The sequence below is a fragment of the Arenivirga flava genome (genome assembly GCF_030161575.1).
Classification (GTDB): Bacteria; Actinomycetota; Actinomycetes; order Actinomycetales; family Microbacteriaceae; genus Arenivirga; species Arenivirga flava.
Genome location: NZ_BSUL01000001.1, coordinates 732,374 through 749,444 on the forward strand (window position 1 = coordinate 732,374; position 17,071 = coordinate 749,444).

General features: G+C 72.2%; 16 protein-coding genes and 3 pseudogenes. 5 read left to right on the forward strand and 14 right to left on the reverse strand.

The annotated features are described in order from the left end of the window. Positions 1-28: 28 nt before the first annotated feature. Entirely contained in the window at positions 29-370 is a 342-nt protein-coding gene (locus QQK26_RS03605) for a nuclear transport factor 2 family protein (RefSeq protein ID WP_284234427.1), read from the reverse strand. A gap of 139 nt (positions 371-509) precedes the next feature. Between QQK26_RS03605 and QQK26_RS03610 the strand changes: the two genes are divergently transcribed. Further along, positions 510-1,040, forward strand: coding sequence for a GNAT family N-acetyltransferase (locus QQK26_RS03610; protein ID WP_284230145.1), 531 nt, complete (start codon positions 510-512; stop codon positions 1,038-1,040). 55 nt (positions 1,041-1,095) lie between these two features. Here the strand turns inward: QQK26_RS03610 and QQK26_RS03615 are convergent, their stop codons facing one another. The 6 genes and pseudogenes from QQK26_RS03615 to ku all read right to left on the reverse strand — a co-directional run bounded on the left by QQK26_RS03615 (position 1,096) and on the right by ku (position 6,625). After that, positions 1,096-1,440, reverse strand: a complete 345-nt coding sequence (locus QQK26_RS03615) for a hypothetical protein (protein WP_284230147.1) — start codon at positions 1,438-1,440, stop codon at positions 1,096-1,098. A 54-nt stretch (positions 1,441-1,494) separates the two neighbouring features. After that, on the reverse strand, positions 1,495-2,517 hold the full coding sequence (locus QQK26_RS03620; protein ID WP_284230149.1) for an FUSC family protein: 1,023 nt from the start codon (positions 2,515-2,517) through the stop codon (positions 1,495-1,497). A 287-nt stretch (positions 2,518-2,804) separates the two neighbouring features. Continuing rightward, positions 2,805-4,303, reverse strand: a pseudogene (locus tag QQK26_RS03625) (catalase). Next, a pseudogene (locus tag QQK26_RS03630) lies at positions 4,296-4,771 on the reverse strand (Fur family transcriptional regulator). Before QQK26_RS03630 ends, QQK26_RS03625 begins: the two co-directional pseudogenes overlap by 8 nt. A 55-nt stretch (positions 4,772-4,826) precedes the next feature. Next, a complete protein-coding gene (locus QQK26_RS03635; RefSeq protein ID WP_284230151.1) occupies positions 4,827-5,804 on the reverse strand; it encodes a DNA topoisomerase IB in 978 nt (325 codons plus the stop codon). Between the two features lie 2 nt (positions 5,805-5,806). Then, positions 5,807-6,625, reverse strand: a complete 819-nt coding sequence (ku, locus tag QQK26_RS03640) for a non-homologous end joining protein Ku (protein WP_284230153.1) — start codon at positions 6,623-6,625, stop codon at positions 5,807-5,809. A 69-nt stretch (positions 6,626-6,694) separates the two neighbouring features. Here ku and QQK26_RS03645 point away from each other — a divergent pair, with 69 nt between their 5' ends. Further along, on the forward strand, positions 6,695-8,977 hold the full coding sequence (locus QQK26_RS03645) for an ATP-dependent DNA ligase (RefSeq protein ID WP_284230155.1): 2,283 nt from the start codon (positions 6,695-6,697) through the stop codon (positions 8,975-8,977). Between the two features lie 51 nt (positions 8,978-9,028). Here the strand turns inward: QQK26_RS03645 and QQK26_RS03650 are convergent, their stop codons facing one another. Together QQK26_RS03650 and QQK26_RS03655 are read right to left on the reverse strand one after the other, a co-directional pair. Further along, positions 9,029-9,196 carry a hypothetical protein gene (locus QQK26_RS03650; protein ID WP_284230157.1) on the reverse strand — a complete coding sequence of 56 codons (168 nt, stop codon included), beginning with the start codon at positions 9,194-9,196 and terminating at the stop codon, positions 9,029-9,031. Then, the gene (locus QQK26_RS03655; protein ID WP_284230160.1) at positions 9,193-9,411 is read right to left on the reverse strand and encodes a hypothetical protein; all 219 of its coding nucleotides are present in this window, start codon (positions 9,409-9,411) and stop codon (positions 9,193-9,195) included. Before QQK26_RS03655 ends, QQK26_RS03650 begins: the two co-directional genes overlap by 4 nt. A 79-nt stretch (positions 9,412-9,490) precedes the next feature. Here QQK26_RS03655 and QQK26_RS03660 point away from each other — a divergent pair, with 79 nt between their 5' ends. Together QQK26_RS03660 and QQK26_RS03665 are read left to right on the forward strand one after the other, a co-directional pair. Further along, a complete protein-coding gene (locus tag QQK26_RS03660; RefSeq protein WP_284230162.1) occupies positions 9,491-9,853 on the forward strand; it encodes an RNA-binding S4 domain-containing protein in 363 nt (120 codons plus the stop codon). A 24-nt stretch (positions 9,854-9,877) separates the two neighbouring features. Further along, positions 9,878-10,450, forward strand: a complete 573-nt coding sequence (locus QQK26_RS03665; protein ID WP_284230166.1) for a TspO/MBR family protein — start codon at positions 9,878-9,880, stop codon at positions 10,448-10,450. A 3-nt stretch (positions 10,451-10,453) separates the two neighbouring features. Here QQK26_RS03665 and QQK26_RS03670 read toward each other — a convergent pair. Together QQK26_RS03670 and QQK26_RS03675 are read right to left on the reverse strand one after the other, a co-directional pair. Then, positions 10,454-12,243 (reverse strand): annotated as a pseudogene (locus QQK26_RS03670) (DEAD/DEAH box helicase). Positions 12,244-12,346: 103 nt separating this feature from the next. Continuing rightward, positions 12,347-12,616: a GlsB/YeaQ/YmgE family stress response membrane protein gene (locus QQK26_RS03675; RefSeq protein WP_284230169.1), complete on the reverse strand. Its 270-nt coding sequence runs from the start codon at positions 12,614-12,616 to the stop codon at positions 12,347-12,349. 195 nt (positions 12,617-12,811) lie between these two features. On the opposite strand from QQK26_RS03675, the gene QQK26_RS03680 reads away from it, so the two are divergent. Next, positions 12,812-13,588: an SGNH/GDSL hydrolase family protein gene (locus QQK26_RS03680; RefSeq protein WP_284230171.1), complete on the forward strand. Its 777-nt coding sequence runs from the start codon at positions 12,812-12,814 to the stop codon at positions 13,586-13,588. A 12-nt stretch (positions 13,589-13,600) separates the two neighbouring features. Here the strand turns inward: QQK26_RS03680 and QQK26_RS03685 are convergent, their stop codons facing one another. From QQK26_RS03685 to QQK26_RS03695, 3 genes are read right to left on the reverse strand one after another with little or no spacing between them, the layout of a single operon-like run. Further along, positions 13,601-14,869, reverse strand: a complete 1,269-nt coding sequence (locus QQK26_RS03685) for a D-alanyl-D-alanine carboxypeptidase family protein (protein WP_284230173.1) — start codon at positions 14,867-14,869, stop codon at positions 13,601-13,603. Between the two features lie 14 nt (positions 14,870-14,883). Continuing rightward, on the reverse strand, positions 14,884-16,146 hold the full coding sequence (locus QQK26_RS03690; protein ID WP_284230175.1) for a D-alanyl-D-alanine carboxypeptidase family protein: 1,263 nt from the start codon (positions 16,144-16,146) through the stop codon (positions 14,884-14,886). A 49-nt stretch (positions 16,147-16,195) separates the two neighbouring features. Next, positions 16,196-17,002 carry a TrmH family RNA methyltransferase gene (locus QQK26_RS03695; protein ID WP_284230177.1) on the reverse strand — a complete coding sequence of 269 codons (807 nt, stop codon included), beginning with the start codon at positions 17,000-17,002 and terminating at the stop codon, positions 16,196-16,198. Positions 17,003-17,071 lie beyond the last annotated feature (69 nt).

A 17,071-nucleotide genomic window follows, 5' to 3' on the forward strand; every position in this document is an offset into this window, starting at 1 on the left:
AGTTGCACTATCGAGCCTAGAGTGCAATTCAGGCCGCATCGCGCGGCAGCGTCATGTACCACTCGGTGAAGGAGCTCGCCCTCCCGTCGGGCGTCAGGTGCACGACCCAGAGGTTGGCGTAGTCGTGCTCGTCCTGGGGGTAGCGCGTGACGCCCTCGACGAAGTGCAGCTCGCCGTCGGCGGCGAGACCGCCGCGCTCGAACGTCCAGGAGCCGGGGGAGTCCGCCCCCTCGAGCCATGCCGCGATGATCGAGTCGTGGCCCGAGGCGCCGTCCTCCCACGGGTGGAACCGGTAGACGGCATCCTCGGTGAAGAGCGCGCGCACGTCGGCGGGGGAGTTCGTCGCCCAAGCGCGCTCGTAGCCGTCCAGTCAGGTCTCGATCTGCTCGATGCTCATGCGGCCCAGGCTGCACCCGGCACCCTGGGCTCAGCCGTGTGCGCGTTGCGCCGGACGGGCCGCGGCGTCTCAGTACAGTGAGCTGGTCAGCGCGACGAGAGGACCACGCAGCATGCGCATCCAGGACGCCGACGAGGCCCACCTCGGGGGCATCGCCGCCATCTACAACGACGCGGTGCTGCACAGCACCGCCATCTGGAACGAGCGCACGGTCGATGCCGCGGATCGCGCGATCTGGCTCGCGGACCGCACGGCGGCGGGATTCCCCGTGCTGGTCGCGCTCGACGAGCATGATGTCGTCGGCTACGCATCGTACGGACCGTGGCGCGCCTTCGACGGGTTCCGGCACACCGTGGAGCACTCGGTGTACGTGCGCGGGGATCAGCGCGGCAAGGGTGTCGGTCGGGCGCTCATGAAGGCGCTCATCGGGCGCGCGCGCACCTCGGGCGTGCACGTCATGGTCGCCGCCGTCGAGCGCGGCAACGTCGGTTCGATCCGGCTGCACGAGCAGTTCGGCTTCACGCACGCGGGCGTCGTCGAGCAGGTCGGTGCGAAGTTCGGGCGCTGGCTGGATCTGGCGTTCCTGCAGCTCGTCCTGGACGATCGCGCGGCTCCTCCCGCCGCTGTTTCCGACATCCGATAATCCTTATTATGTCGGAACGAGTGTTCGACACTGCTCTTGCGTGCTCCGCGACGGCTCAGCCGATCAGCAGCGGCAGGGTCGTGAGGATCGAGGCGGTGATGGTGAGCACGACCCCGACTCGCGAGCAGATCTGCTTCTGCTTGACGGCCGCTCGCAGCGGGAAGCCGAGCGTCGGGCAGCCGGACCAGCCGAAGCACGCCAGCGCGCCGAACCAGGCCGTCGCCCCGACCCACCAGACCGCCCCGGCTGCCGGTGCGAGCTCGCTCGGCCGCCAACCCGACGAGAGCACGCCGGAGAACGCTACGGCCCCCGCGAGCAGCACCGCAGCGAACCAGATGGCCCCCGCGTAGACCATGCGGCGCAACTCCGCCTCGGGTGACTCGTCGTGCACGTCGATCATGGACCTCAGCTTCCCGCCCCTCCCCCGGGCGCTCGAGTGCTGTCCAGCCGGCGCTCAGGAGGCGTCTCGGGCTTCCACGATCGCCTCCCGGATGCGGCGGAGGTCCTCCAGCAGCGAGCCGAGCACGATCCAGTGCAGCGGATGCGGTTGCACGACGGTGAACGGCCTGGTCAGCGCGGGCGGCTCCGCGGCAGCCGACGGCTCCCCCAGGGTGCGCAGGTCGTGGGCGGCGCGGCGCAGCTCCTCGGCGATGCCGGCGATCGCCGGTTCCTCGAGCAGCCCGGGCGCGGCGTGGTCGTGCACGGCGCGCGTCATGCCGGCCACCTGCTGCACGATGGGATTCAGCAGCCGAGCCATCGCCTGGTCCCGTTCCGCGGCGTCCTTCCAGCGGGAGCGCCGGGGGTTGAGGGCCAGGCTCTCGGTGCTGGCGGCGAGCTGCTCGACGACCTCCTGCATCCGCTCGCGCAGCGCCCGTGCCTCGACGAGCGCGCCGCGCAGGTCGGACTGCTCGGGCGCACCGCCCAGCTCCAGAGCCAGCCGGTCCATGGCTCCCGCGGTGCCCTCGCGCAGCGCGAGCAGTGCCTGGTGCGCCGGTGTGACGAGCACCGGCGCCGCGATCACCGCGTTGACGATGAGCCCGATCGCGGCGCCGATGGCGGTCTCGACGATGCGCTCCAGCGCGTAGCCCTGCGTCGCGCCGCCGAGCGCGAGCACGAGCATCGCGGTGATGGCGATCTGGTTGCTCGAGGGCGTCGTCATCCGTGCCGCCCAGCCGAGCAGCGCGGACGCCACGATGGCGACGATGAAGAGCCAGCTCGCCGTGCCGAAGACGAACAGCGCACCGCTGGCGACGGCCACGCCGACGATGACGCCGACGACCCGTTCCACGGCGCGGCCGACCGACTGCGTGACGCTGGGCTGCACGCACAGCAGCGCGGCGATCGCGCCGAAGACGGGCAGCTGCTCCGGGAAGACGAGGGTGCAGGCGAACCAGGCGAGCAGGGTCGCGGCGGCGGTCTTCGCCACCTGCAGGATCGGCGGGCGCGTGGCCGCCCGGAAGCTCGCAGCTGCTGTCACTCCCCCGACCCTAGCCCGGAGGCGGCACCTGGTTCGAGGGCGCGCACGCCCTCCGGCTACGATGGAGCGGATGCCCGGGCAGCGCCGGGCACGCACCCTCGGAACGGAGCAGCATGGTCGAGTCGGTCTTCTGGAGCATCATCATCGGCGCCTCGATCGTCGAAGCCGCCTTCATCGTGATCTGCCTGTCGGTGATGTCCAAGAAGGGCACCCGCGAGGAGTGAGCCTCCCTGAACCTGCGAAGGGCCCGTCCGATCGGACGGGCCCTTCGTCGTGCGCGGCGAGGATCAGGCCTCGACCGCGACCTCCTCCGGCGACACACCGGCGCCGGGCTGCTCCGGCTGCACGCCGCGGCGCACGGCGGCGCCGAGGTCCGCGTCCACCGCGTCCCAGTAGGCGAAGATGCGCTCGAAGAGCTCCGGCCGGGTCACCTGCGAGACGTGGCCGATGATGTTCTGCGCGAGGCGCTCGCGCGCAGCGTCGTCCAGCACCTCGCGCACGAGGGTGCCGGCCTGGCCGAAGTCGTCGTCCTCGGGGTGCAGCGTCGCCGCGGCGCGCACGAGCTCGCCGTCGGCCGCCCAGTTGCCGGCGTCGCCGGCCTTCTCGGCGTCGGCGTGCGGGCCGCCGACCGTGTTCGGCGCGTAGACCGGCACCTCGGGCTCGTTGAAGTGGTACGCCATGGCACCCTCCTTCGAGTACGAGTTGACCTCGCTCTTCGGGCGGTTCACGGGCAGGTGCGCGTGGTTGGTGCCCACGCGGTAGCGGTGCGCGTCGGCGTAGCTGAAGATGCGGGCCTGCAGCATCTTGTCGGGGCTCGCGCCGATGCCGGGCACGAAGTTCGACGGCGCGAAGGTGGCCTGCTCGATCTCCGCGAAGAAGTTGCGCGGGTTGCGGTTCAGCGTCAGCACGCCGACCGGGATCAGCGGGTAGTCGCCCTTCGGCCACACCTTCGTGAGGTCGAAGGGGTTGAAGCGGTACGTCTTCGCGTCCTCGTACGGCATGACCTGCACGAAGAGGTCCCACTGGGGAAGTCGCCGCGCTCGATCGCCTCGACGAGGTCGCGGCGGTGGAAGTCGGCGTCCTCGCCGGCGATCTGGTCGGCCTGCGCCTGCGTGAGCGTCTCGTTGCCCTGGCGGGTCTCGAAGTGGTACTTGACCCAGAACCGCTCGCCCGCGGCGTTGGTCCACTGGTAGGTGTGCGAGCCGAAGCCGTCCATGTGGCGCCACGAGGTCGGCAGGCCGCGGTCGCCCATGAGCCAGGTGACCTGGTGGGCGCTCTCGGGCTGCAGGGTCCAGAAGTCCCACTGCATGTCGTGGTTGCGCAGGCCGCTGCCGGGCAGGCGCTTCTGCGAGCGGATGAAGTCGGGGAACTTGATGCCGTCGCGGATGAAGAACACGGGCGTGTTGTTGCCGACGAGGTCGTAGTTGCCCTCGCTCGTGTAGAACTTCAGCGCGAAGCCGCGCGGGTCGCGCCAGGTGTCCGGGCTCCCCTGCTCGCCGGCGACCGAGCTGAAGCGCAGCAGGGTCTCGGTGGTGGTGCCGGGCTGGAAGACCGCGGCGCGGGTGTACTGCGAGACGTCGGCGGTGACCTCGAAGGTGCCGAACGCGCCGCCGCCCTTCGCGTGCACGACGCGCTCCGGCACGCGCTCGCGGTTGAACTGGGCGAGCTTCTCGACCAGGTAGTGGTCGACGAGCGCGACGGGGCCGTCGTTGCCGACGGCGGCCGAGTGCTGGTCGCTCGCGACGGGCGCGCCGCTGTTGGTGGTGGTGGCCGGGTTCTCAGACATCGGTCTCCTTCGAGGGGTGTTCGGTGTCCCCCGCCTCGGCCGACCCGCAGGCGGCGCAGAGCCCCCAGAAGGTGACCTCGGCGGTGGTGATGGTGAAGCCGCTCGCATCCGAGGGCTCCAGGCAGGGGCTGCGCCGTGCACGCAGTCGACGTCGGCGACGGCGCCGCAGCGCGTGCACACGACGTGGTGGTGGTTGTCGCCCACGCGCCGCTCGTAGCGTGCGGGCGAGCCGGCCGGCGAGATGCGGCGCAGCAGACCGGCATCGGTCAGCGCGCCGAGCACCACGTAGACGGCCTGCAGTGCGGTGCCCGGCAGCTCGTCGGCGACCGCCCGATGCACCTCATCGGTGTCGGCGTGCGGCATCGCGGAGAGCGCGCGCAGCACCGCGAGGCGCTGCTGCGTGACCCGCAGTCCGCGCGCGCGCAGCGACTGCTCGAGATCCTCCCGGGAGTCGGGATGCGCGGTGATGGTCACGAGGACCAGTGAACCACGTTGTTATGAATTCTTCAAAATAAGGTCGGCCTCACCTGCATCGCATCCGCTGGTCAGGTGAGCAGGGCGAGGACCTGCGACTCGACCGAGCCGCTCCCCGCGGGTCGACCGTGGTGCCGTCCCGGAACAGGTCGAAGATGCGCGGGTCGATGTACGAGGCGCGCGCTACCGAGATGGTATTGCCGAGGGTGTCGGCCGCCGCCTTCACCGCGGCCCGCTCGGCCCGTTTGCGGGCCACCTCGGTCGGCTGCGGCTGCTCGTCGGCGAGCACCCGTGCGGCGACGAGTGTGCCGTGCACCGTGCGGAAGTCCTTCGCCGTGAAGTCACCACCCGTGCGCTGCCGGATGTCCGCGTTGATGTCGGCGGCACTCGGACTGCCCCAGGAGCCGTCCTTGAAGCTCAGCAGGGGCTCGGCCAGGCCGCGGCGCCGCGCCCGGCGCAGATAGGCCGCCAGATCGACGTCACGGAACTCGCTCGACCACTCCTGCCCGCTCTTGCCGGGGAAGCGCAGGCTGATGCGGTCGCCGTCGAGCGCGACGTGCTCGCCCTTCAGTGTCGACAGGCCGCGGCTGCCGTGCGCATCGAGGTAGCGCGTCGAACCGATCCGCGGCGACGCCGTGTCGAGGATCCGGAAGGCGGCCGCGAGCGCCCGCTCCCGCGAGCTGTCGTCGCGGCGCAGGTCGATGGTCACGCCGCGCCGAGCGACCGGCAGCGACTCGAGCAGCAGGATCGCGCGGTCGAACTTGCGGCGGTCGTTCCGCGCGCGCCAGTCCGGGTGGTACGCGTACTGCCGTCGTCCTGCGCCGTCGCGGCCGATCGCCTGGATGTGGCCGCGCTCGTCCGGGCAGATCCAGACGTCCTCCCAGGCGGGCGGCAGCACGAGCGCCTCGCAGCGGTCGCGGTCCGCGCCGGTGAGCACCGCGCCGTCCTGGTCCATGTAGCTGAAGCCGCTCCCCTGCCGGCGCCGCGTCCATCCCGGTCCGCTCGGTCGGCTCCTGCGCAGCCGCATCCTCAGCCCGCCTTCTTCTTCGACTTGCGCGCCGACGGCTTGGCCTTGCCGCGGTTGCGCTCGACGCTGCGCCGCAGCGCCTCCATCAGGTCGAGCACCTCGCCCTCGTCCTCCTCGCCCGTCGTGGCCTCGGTCGGCAACGCCTCGCCCGTGTCGAGCTTGCGGTCGACCAGCTCGCGCAGCTGCGCCTGGTACTCGTCGACGAAGCGCTCCGGGTGGAAATCGCTGGCGAACGAGCGGATGAGCTCCGCCGACATCTCCCTCTCCCGCGCGTTCAAGCGGACCGAGCCGGCGAGCGAGTCGAAGTCCGCCTCGCGGACCTCGTCGTCCCAGAGCAGCGTCTGCAGCATGAGCACCTTGCCGCGCACACGCACCGCGGCGAGCCGGGTGCGCTGCCGGAGCGCGAACTGCACGATCGCGGTGCGGTCCTCGTCCTCGAGGGTGCGGCGCAGCAGCGTGTACGCCTTCGCGCTGGAGCCGTCGGGCTCGAGGAAGTAGCTGCGGTCGAGCATGATCGGGTCGATCTGCTCGTTGGGCACGAACTCGACCACGTCGATCTCGCGGCTGCGCTCCTCCTGCAGCGTGGAGAGGTCGTCCTCGGTGAGCACGACGGTGCGCTCGCCGTCGTCGTAGGCCTTGTCGATGTGGTCGAAGGCGATGACCTTGCCGCACACCTCGCAGCGGCGCTGGTACCGGATCCGCCCGCCGTCGGCATCGTGCACCATGTGCAGGGGCACGTCGTGGTCCTCGGTCGCGCTGTACAGCTTCACGGGCACGTTCACGAGACCGAACGTGATGGCGCCCTTCCAGATCGCACGCATGCCACCAGTACACCGGGAGCGGGCTGACGTCGGCCCACCTCCCCGGCCGCTTCCAGCGAGCATGACCGCATGGCCCGCGACGATCAGACCGTGCAGATCGAGGGCCGCAGGCTGCGGCTCACCAACCTCGACAAGGTGCTCTACCCGGAGACGGGAACGACGAAGGCCGATGTGCTCGCCTACTACGCGGAGATCGCCCCGGTGATCTTCCCCCACCTCGACGGACGGCCGATCACCCGCAAGCGATGGGTGCACGGCGTCGGCACCGTGGACGAGCCGGGCGCAGTCTTCTTCCAGAAGAACCTCGACGACACGACCCCGGACTGGGTGGCCCGCGGCACCATCCAGCACCGCGACCACGAGAACAGCTACCCGATCGCCACCGAGCCCGCGACGCTCGCCTGGCTGGCCCAGATCGCCAGTCTCGAGCTGCACGTGCCGCAGTGGCGGTTCGCGGGTGACGGCTCCCCCGCGCATCCCGACCGGCTCGTCATCGACCTCGATCCCGGCCCGGGCGCGGGGCTGCCCGAGTGCGTCGAGATCGCCCGCCTCGCGCGGGCCATCCTCCGAGACGTGGGCCTCGACCCGGTCCCGGTCACCAGCGGCAGCAAGGGCGTGCACCTGTACGCCGAGCTCGACGGCACCCTCAGCACCGAGCAGGCGGCGGCCTTCGCGAAGGAGCTCGCCCGGTCCATCGAGGCCGACCACCCGGACCTCGCGGTGAGCGACATGAAGAAGTCCCTGCGCCAGGGCAGGGTGCTCGTCGACTGGAGCCAGAACAGCGGGGCGAAGACCACCGTGAGCCCGTACTCGCTGCGCGGCCGCCTGCGCCCCACGGTCGCGGCGCCGCGCACCTGGCGGGAGCTGTTCTCGCCGCAGCTGCGGCAGCTCGAGATGCACGAGGTGCTGAAGCGGGTCCGCCGACGCGGCGACCCCGCCGAGGCGGTGGCACCGGACCCGCCGGATCGGCTGGCGACGTACCGCAGCATGCGGGACCCCTCCCGTACCGGCGAGCCGGTCCCCGAGCGCCACGGGCGCGGCGGCGGTCGCGAGTTCGTCATCCAGGAGCATCGCGCGCGGCGCCTGCACTGGGACTTCCGGCTCGAGCGCGACGGCGTGCTGGTCAGCTGGGCCCTGCCGAAGGGCGTGCCGACGGACGACCGCCGCAACCACCTCGCCGTGCCGACCGAGGACCATCCGCTCGAGTACGGGTCCTTCGAGGGCGTCATCCCGAAGGGCGAGTACGGCGCGGGCGAGGTGACGATCTGGGACGCGGGGCGCTACGAGCTCGAGAAGTGGCGCGACGACGAGGTCATCGCCACGCTCCACGGCCGGGCGGACGGCGGGCTCGGCGGCGAGCCGGTGCGGCTCGCCCTCATCCGCACCGGCGACGGCTGGCTGATCCACCGGATGCAGCAGCAGCCGGATGCGTGGGCGCGGCCCCCTCGGATCGCGCCGATGCTCGCCACCCGCGGGACGGAGCAGGACCTGGACGGCGACGACTGGACGCTGGAGGGCAAATGGGACGGCTACCGTGCGATCGTCACGGTCGAGGACGGCCGGGCCCGCCTGCGCAGCCGCAACGATCAGGACCTCGGACGCCGCTTCCCCGAGCTGCGCGGCCTGGCCCCAGGCGTCCGGGCCGGACGCGCCGTGCTCGACGGCGAGATCGTGGCGCTCGACGCCCGTGGCCGACCGAGCTTCCGCGCGCTGCAGCAGCGGATGCAGGGCGCCGGTGGCGATGGCCGACTGCGTTTCATCGCCTTCGACCTGCTCTGGGTCGACGGACGCGACCTCCAGCGCGAGCCGTACGAGGTGCGCCGTCGGCTGCTGGCCGAGACGATCGAGCCGGGAACGCTGCTCGAAGCCCCCGACGATCTCGGCACGGATCCGGCGGCGGCGCTCGCCGTGGCCGAGGACCTGGGTCTGGAGGGTGTCGTGGCGAAGGCTCGGGGCGCGAGGTACCGGGCGGGACGCAGGTCGAGCGACTGGCGCAAGCTGACCCGCACGCGCACCGCCGAGGTGGTGATCGCCGGCTGGAGGGAGGGCACGGCGTCCCTGCTGCTCGCCGTCCCCGAGGACGACGGGTGGCGCTACGCAGGCCGCGTCGGCTCCGGCCTCGGCTCGGACGAGCTGGACGGCATCGTCGCCCGCCTCGAGCGGATGGAACGCTCGACCGCCCCGGTCGACGCCGTCCCCGCAGCGGATGCGCGCGACGCGCGCTGGTCGCGCCTCGAGCTCGTCGCGGAGATCGCGTTCGCGGAGCGGACGGACGGCGGACGGTTCCGTCAGCCCCGCTGGCGCGGGCTGCGCCCCGACAAGGCGGTATCCGACGTCGACGTCGACGCGTGAGCGCACACGAGGGGCGCCACCGCCGCGGTGACGCCCCTCGTGTGTCGCGGGTCAGCCCTCGGACTTCGAGGGCTTGCCCACCGCTCCGGCCGGGTGGCCGTGGTCGCCGAGCTCGCCGCCCTCCAACGTGGGTGAGCCGTCGGTGCGCTGCTCGGTCGCCTCGTCGGCGCCCTCGGCCTGCGACGGCTTGCCGTCCGCGTGCTGGTCGTGGTCGGTCATCCTGCGATCTCCTTCGCGTGTCGGGTGAGCTCGTCCGGGTCCAGCTCGACGCCGGTGTCGGCGAGCCGGTCGCGCAGCAGCCGCTCCACGGTGACGATATCGGCGCCTCGGGCGTCGGATCGCACCTGGGCGAGCAGGCCGGCGAGACGGCCCTCCTCGGTGATCTCGTGCATGTCCTCGACGGGTCCGTCCTGGCCCTGCTGGGATGCGTTCATGCTCGGACGCTAGGGCCGCACCCTCGGAGGCTGCGCGGCGGGACCTGTGCGCGGCGTGCGCGGCGCGTACCCTGGGCCCATGCCCTCCGCCCGCGTCGACGCCTGGATCTGGGCGGTGCGCGTCGTGAAGACGCGCTCCGCCGGCACCGCCGCGTGCAAGGCCGGGCACGTCTCCGTGAACGGCGATCGTGCGAAGCCGGCGCAGACGGTGAAGGAGGGCGACGAGGTGCGCGTGCGCCTGCACGGCGTCGAGCGCATCCTGATCGTCCGGCAGCTGCTCGCCAAGCGCGTCGGCGCCCCGCAGGCCGCGCTGGCGCTGGAGGACCGCACACCGCCCCCGTTGCCGCGCGAGGAGCGCCCCGCGGTGCCGTTCCGCGACCGCGGCACCGGTCGACCGACCAAGCGCGAGCGCCGTGACCTGGAGCAGTTGCGGGGGTACTGAGCGCTCGCCGCGCGCGCAGCCGCCGTGTCGACCGCACCCAGCATCCGTGCATACCGTTCCGAGCATGACCGCCGTGCACCACCCCGCAGCCCCCGTCGCGATTCCGCCGCACGATCCGGCGTCGCCCTCGTCCTCTTCCTGGTCATCGCCTACGGCGTGGCCGCATTCGGCTCGCTCTCCACGATCGACAACGTGGACGGCTGGTACGCCGGTGCCGAGAAGGTGGCCTGGAACCCGCCGAACGTCCTCTTCGGCCCGGTCTGGACGGTGCTCTACGCGCTCATGTCGATCGCGGCATGGCTCGTCTGGCGACGTCGCGAGCTGCCCGGGGCGAAGGCGGCGCTCGGCTGGTACGTCGCGCAGCTGGCGCTCAACGCCATCTGGACGCCGGTCTTCTTCGGCGCTTACCCGCTCATCGGCGGTGCGGCGCTCTGGATCGCCTCGGGCATCATCGTCGCCCTCGACGTCGCAGTCGTCATCACGATGCTCCGCTTCGCCCGGATCCGGCCGGTCGCGGCATGGCTCCTGGCGCCGTACCTCGTCTGGATCCTCTACGCGACCACGCTGAGCTTCGGTCTCGCCGTCCTCAACGGCTGACCTCTAGCGCGGCCGGCCTGCCGTCCACGCGCGCACGCGCTCGATGCGCGACTGCAGCTGCGCCACCGAGCACTGCGGCACGGCCGGCCCGCCGCAGACCCGGCGCAGCTCCGCGTGCACCATGCCGTGCGGCTGGTTCGAGCTCTTCGCCCAGATGCCGACGAGGCTGTTCAGCAGCTGCCGCTGCTCCTTGAGGGTGCGGTGCATGGCCTGCGGCACGGGCGCCTCGGGGTTCGCCTTCCGGCGGGCGGCGCTGGTGCGCTGCTGCTTTTGATGCCGCTGCTTGAGCAGCTCGGCGACCTCGGCGGGCTCGAGGATGCCGGGCAGGCCGAGGAACTCGAGCTCCTCCTCGCTGCCGACCTCGGCCTGGCTGCCGAACTCGTGCCCCTGGTAGAGCACCCGATCGAAGTGGGCCGTCGAGCCGAGCGCCTGGAAGCTGAAGAGCTGCTCCTCGAGGGAGTCGCTCGACTTCTCCTCGCGGTTCGCGCTGTCGATCAGCTCGTCCTCCCACATCACGTCCTCGCCGTCGTCGCGACGGTCGAGGGCGTGATCGCGGTGCTTCTCCATCTCGCTCGCGAGACCCGTGAGCTGCAGCACGTTGGGCAGGAAGATGCTGGCGACCTCGCCACGGCGGCGGGTGCGCACGAAGCGCCCGACGGCCTGCGCGAAGAAGAGCGGCGTCGAGGAGCTGGTGGCGTAGACGCCCACCTGCAGGCGCGGCACGTCGACGCCCTCCGACACCATGCGCACGGCGACCAGCCAGCGACCGGTGCCCTTCGAGAAGGCGTCGATGCGGTCGCTCGCCTCCTTCTCGTCCGAGAGGACGATGGTCGGGGCCTCACCGGTGATGCCCTGCAGGATGCGCGCATAGGCCCGCGCGTTGGTCTGGTCGGTGGCGATGACGAGGCCGCCCGCATCCGGCACGCTCTCGCGCACCTCGCTGAGCCGGCGGTCGGCGGCGGCGAGCACCGAGGGGATCCACTCCCCTCCGGCGACAGCGCCGTGCGCCACGCCTGGCTCGCGATGTCCTTGGTGTCGCCCTCGCCGAGGCCGGCCTCCATCTCGTCGCCCATCTTGGTGCGCCAGCGCATCATGCCGGCGTAGGCGAGGAAGATGACCGGGCGCACGACGCCGTCGGCGAGCGCGCGGCCGTAGCCGTAGTCGAAGTCGGTCTGCGAGGTGCGCACGCCGTGCTGGTCCTGCAGGTACTGCACGAAGGGGATCGGCGCGGTGTCGCTGCGGAACGGGGTCCCCGTGAGCGAGAGGCGCCGGGCAGCGGGGCCGAAGGCCTCGCGGATGGCGTCGCCCCAGCTGAGCGCGTCGCCGCCGTGGTGCACCTCGTCGAGGATCACGAGCGTGCGACCGCCCTCGGAGATGCGCCGGTGCACCTCGGCCTTGACGGCGACCTGCGCGTAGGTCACCGCGACGCCGTGCCAGTGGCGGGCGAACCAGCCGTCGGCGTTGCGGAACTCGGGGTTGAGCCGCAGGCCGACGCGGTCCGCAGCGTCGGCCCACTGGCGTTTGAGGTGCTCGGTGGGGGCGACGACCGTGATCCGGTCGATGGTGCCCCGATCGCGCAGCTCCTTGGCGAGGCGGAGCGCGAAGGTCGTCTTGCCGGCGCCGGGGGTCGCGTTGACGAGGAAGTCGCGGGGCTCGCTAGCGAAGTACTGATTGAGCGCTTCGGCCTGCCAGGCGCGCAGGCGATCGGCGGTGCCCCAGGGCGCGCGGCCCGGGAAGGCCGGGGAGAGGTGGTCGCCGGGCGTGTGGTGCGTCGCGGTGCTGGGATCCGGGATGGGATCGAGGGACGGCGTGCTCACTGGTGCGATGGTACCCGGCACCGACGACAGAGGAGCCCCGCACCAGTCGGTGCGGGGCTCCTCCGGAGTGTCGCGAGGCTCAGGCGCGGCTGCCCTTGCGGCCCGTGATGAGGCCCCAGATGACGAGCACCAGCAGGGAGCCGCCGATGGCGACGAGCCAGGTCTGGATGGAGAAGAAGTCCTCCAGCGGCGCGTTGAAGAGCGCACTGCCGATCCATCCGCCGATCAGGGCTCCGACCACACCGAGGATGAGGGTGGCGATCCAGCCGCCGGCCTGCTTTCCGGGCAGGATCGCCTTCGCGATCGCGCCGGCGATGAGCCCGAGAAGGATAAAGGCGAGGAAACCCATGGTGATGCCTCCGTTGTCTTGCTGTGAGGAGCGGATCTCGCTGCCCAGTGCCCTCAGTCGACCACCGTTCGCGCGAACCTGAGAGGGCTCTCGGGGGCATCCAGACCGCGCACAGGTCGCGTTCCGAACCACCGTCGTGCGGCGCGCCGTTACGGCGCTGGCCGACGAGGCGATAGCGGGTGCAGGCTGGGGAGCATGACGGAACGGCTGCATCCCTGGTCGCGCTACGTCGCTCTCGGCGACTCCTTCACGGAGGGCATCGGCGACCCCGAGCCCGCCAGCCCGGGCGGGCACCGAGGCTGGGCGGACCGCGTCGCCGAGGTGCTCGGCGCGCAGACCGAGGACTTCGCGTACGCGAACCTCGCCATCCGGGGCCGGCTGCTGCAGCAGATCATCGACGAGCAGATCCCCGCGGCCTTGGAGCTGCGCCCGGACCTCGTCGCGCTCTCCGCGGGCGGCAACGACATCATCCGCCCCGGCACGGACCCGGATGAGGTCGCGAGCCGCTTCGAGGGCGCGATCGAGCGTCTGCGCGCCGATGGCGCGACCGTCATCTTCTTCAACGGCCCCGATATCGGTCAGACGCCCGTGCTCGGCCGCATCCGGGGCAAGGTCGCGATCTACAACGAGAACCTGCGCGCGATCGCCCAGCGCCACGACGCGATCGTCGCGGACATGTGGGCGCTGCGCGAGCTCAAGGAGCAGCGGATGTGGGCACCCGACCGCCTGCACTTCTCCCCCGTCGGCCACCACACGATCGCGATGATGGTGCTGGAGTCGCTCGGCGTGGAGCACGGACTCGTCGCCGAGGAGCCCGAACCGCTGCCCGCCCGCAGCTGGCGGCAGGCGCGCACCGAGGATCTCGGCTGGGCGCGCGAGTACCTGGTGCCGTGGGTGCTCCGTCGCATCCGGCACCAGTCCTCGGGTGACGGCATCGTGCCGAAGCGGCCGATGGCCGGACCGCTGGGCTGAGGCCGAGCCGCCTCAGCCGCCGAAGACGGCCGCCGGATTGCCGAGCCGCCAGAGCGCATCCGCCTCGTCGAGGGCGCCCGATGCGACGGCGTCGACGGTGGTCCGCGCACCATCCGGCGCGGTGACCACGACCGTGCCGACCCGGTCGCCCGGAGCCGCTGCCGACAGGGGATCCAGCCGAACCTCGACCGCGGCCCGCTCGTCGCCCCAGAGCAGCAGCTCCACGTCGTCGGCGGCGACCGCCGTCGTGGTCGCTCCCCACGCGGTGCGGTACTCGCCGAGCTCGTCGCCCTCCGCGATGGCGGTCACGCGGTGGAGATGCTGCGCGGCCGACGCGACCAGTCGCAACACGTCCTCGCCGTTGGCGTCGCGGCTGGTGCCGCCGAGGACGGCGCCGACGAGCTCGACGGGCGCCCCGTCGACGTCGACGGTCGCCGAGAAGAGCAGGTTGTAGCCGGCCTCGACCGTGTACCCGGTCTTGAGCCCCGTGATGCCGCCGATGCCGAGGATGCGGTTGGTGTTGCGGATCTGCCCGACGACGGGGATCTCGGCGCTCGTCATGCCGGTGATCTCCACGATCGCGGGCTCGGCGACGGCGTAGCGCGCCAGCGCGACGAGGTCTGCGGCGGTGCCGAGATTGTGGGGCGACAGCCCGGTCCCGTCCGCGAGCCGGATCGACGTGAGCCCGCGCTCGTCGAGCCACACCCGCGCGGCGGCGAGGAAGCGATCCATGTCCCCGTACGCCCAGTCGATGAGCGTGTGGGTGTAGTTGGCCGCGGAGGGGATGAGCGAGAGCTCCATGAGCTCGCGCTGGGTGAACGTCAGCCCTGGCGAGACCGGCTGCACGGAGGCGTTGTCGGCGACCCAGAAGTTCCAGTGCTCCACGTCGCGTGCCGTGGTGGTGATCACGGGTCCCGATTCGCCGGCCGCGAGCGGACGCGCGTCCAGCACCACGAGGTTCGCCACCACCTTCGTGATGCTGGCGAGCACGCCCGCATCGTCCGCTCCGTTCGTGGCGAGCACCCCCTCGCCGTCGGCGAGGCCGATCGCGGCGCGCCCCTGCGCGGGCCAGGCCAGCTGCGCCGGCTGCGCGGTGACCGGCTCGATGATCCGGAGCTCGGCCGAGGCCCGCGCGAGCGGCGCGCTGAGCGCGCTCGGCACGTAGACGCCGGCGGCGACGAGCACGGCGAGCAGCGTCGCGAGGAGTGGCCATCGCCGGCGGCGGCGGGCGCGTCGGGGGCGAACGCCGGGATCGGCGAGCGGATGGTGCTCGGAGCTCACCGCACCACCCTAGGTCAGCCGGTGAACAGCTCGACCGGATGCGTCAGCCGCCAGATCGGGCCCGGATCGCCGAGGGCCTCGCCGGCGATCGCGGCGATCTCGACGTCCGGCGCACCGGGCGTCGAGACGGTGACCGTGCCGATCCGCTCGTCCTGCTCGGCGGTCGCCAGCGGCTCGAGCTCGATCGCGACGGAGACGGCGTCGTCGCCCCAGACGAGCGCCGCGGCGGACTCCGCCGCGACCGCGGTCGTCGCGCCGCCCCACTCGGTCTCGTACGCGCCGAGCTCGGCACCCGCCTCGACCGCGGTCACCCGGTGCAGGTTCGCCGCAGCGCTGGCGACGATGCGCACCACCGCCTCGTCGGTCGCGGCCCTGCTCGGGCCGCCGAGCAGGGCGCCGACGAGCGTCACCGGGGCGCCGTCGACGTCGACGGTCGCCGAGAACAGCAGGTTGTAGCCCGCCTCGGTCGTGTAGCCGGTCTTGAGGCCCGTGACGCCGCCGACGCCGAGCACCGTGTTGGTGTTCTCGATCGTGCCGACGAGGGGCACCTCCGCGGTGGCCGTGCCGGCGATCTCGGCGATGGTCGGGTCGGCGAGGGCGATGCGCGCGAGGGTCACGAGGTCGCTCGCAGTGGCCGTGTTGCCGGGGGCGAGGCCCACCCCCTCCTCCAGCTGCACCGCTGCGAGGCCGTGGCCGTCGAGCCACGTGCGCGCTTCCGCGAGGAAGGCGCCCATGTCGCCGAAGGCCCACACGATCAGCGAGTTCGTGTAGTTGGCCGCCGACGAGATCAGCGACAGCTCCATGAGGTCCCGCTGGCTGAGCACGGTGCCGGCGGCGACCGGTTGCACGGAGGCGTTGTCGGCGACCCAGAAGTTCCAGAGGTCCACGTCCGCCTGCGTCATGGTCACCTCGGGCCCCTCCTCGCCGGGCGCGAGCGGATGCTCCTGCAGCACCACCAGGTTGGTCACGATCTTCGTGACGCTGGCGATGACCCCGGGGTCCTCGACGCCGTTGGTGGCGAGCACCCCGCTGCCGTCGGCGAGACCGATCGCGCCGCGACCGTAGTCCGGCCACTCGACCGCCGCGGCCTCCGTCGCACCCGGCTCGATGACGGCGACCTCGGGCTGCGCGGCCTCGAGGGGCGCCGCCAACGCGCTGGGCACGTAGACGACGGTGGCGAGCAGCACGCCGAGCAGCCCGAACACGACGATGCGGCGACGGCGGTAGATCTGCTGACGGCTCAGGCGCGGGCGACTCTGCTCGGTCTCGGAACTCACCGGGCCACCCTAGGCGAGCGGATGCGCACGGCGGACGAGCCGCGCCGGGTCACGCGCGCGGACGCAGCGCCCAGAGCGCGACCGAGGCGGCCGCCGCCACGTTGAGCGAGTCCACGCCGTGCTGCATCGGGATCGTGACCACCGCATCCGCTTCGGCGAGGGCGCGACGGCTCAGCCCGTCGCCCTCGCTGCCCATCACGATCGCGACCTTCTCGTGGCCCGCGTCGGCGAAGACGCCCAGGTCGACGGCGTCGTGCGACAGGGCGAGGGCGGCGATCGTGAAGCCGGCCTCGTGCAGCAGGCGGGAGCCCTCCGGCCACCAGGGGATGCGCGTCCACGGCACCTGCAGCACGGTGCCCATGCTCACCCGCACGCTGCGCCGGTAGAGCGGGTCGGCGCACCGGGGCGTCACGAGCACGGCGTCGGCGCCGAGACCGGCTGCGGCACGGAAGATCGCGCCGACGTTCGTGTGGTCGGCCAGGTCCTCGAGCACCACCACCCGGCGGGCGTCGCGCAGCACCTCGGCGACCTCCGGCAGCTCGGGTCGGTGCATCGACACGAGCGCGCCGCGGTGCAGATCGAAGCCCGTGATGCCGGCCAGGAGGTCGGCGGAGGCGACGAACACGGGCACGTCGAAGGGCTCGAGCAGCGGGGCGAGCTCGGCCAGGAACGCCTCCTGCAGCAAGGCCGCGCGCGGGCGGTGCCCGGCGGCGAGGGCCCGCTGGATGACCTTCGCCGACTCGGCGAGGTACAGCCCGCCATCCGTCTCCAGCCGGCGCCGGAGCGCCACGTCGGTGAGCCGGGTGAAGTCGTCGAGCTGCGGATCCGCCAGATCCTCGACGTACACGACGCGCATGCGGCTTCCTTCCGTTCGGCTCGTGGAAACATAGCGGATGCGCGCCGGCGTCGAAGTGCCGGAGCGGGC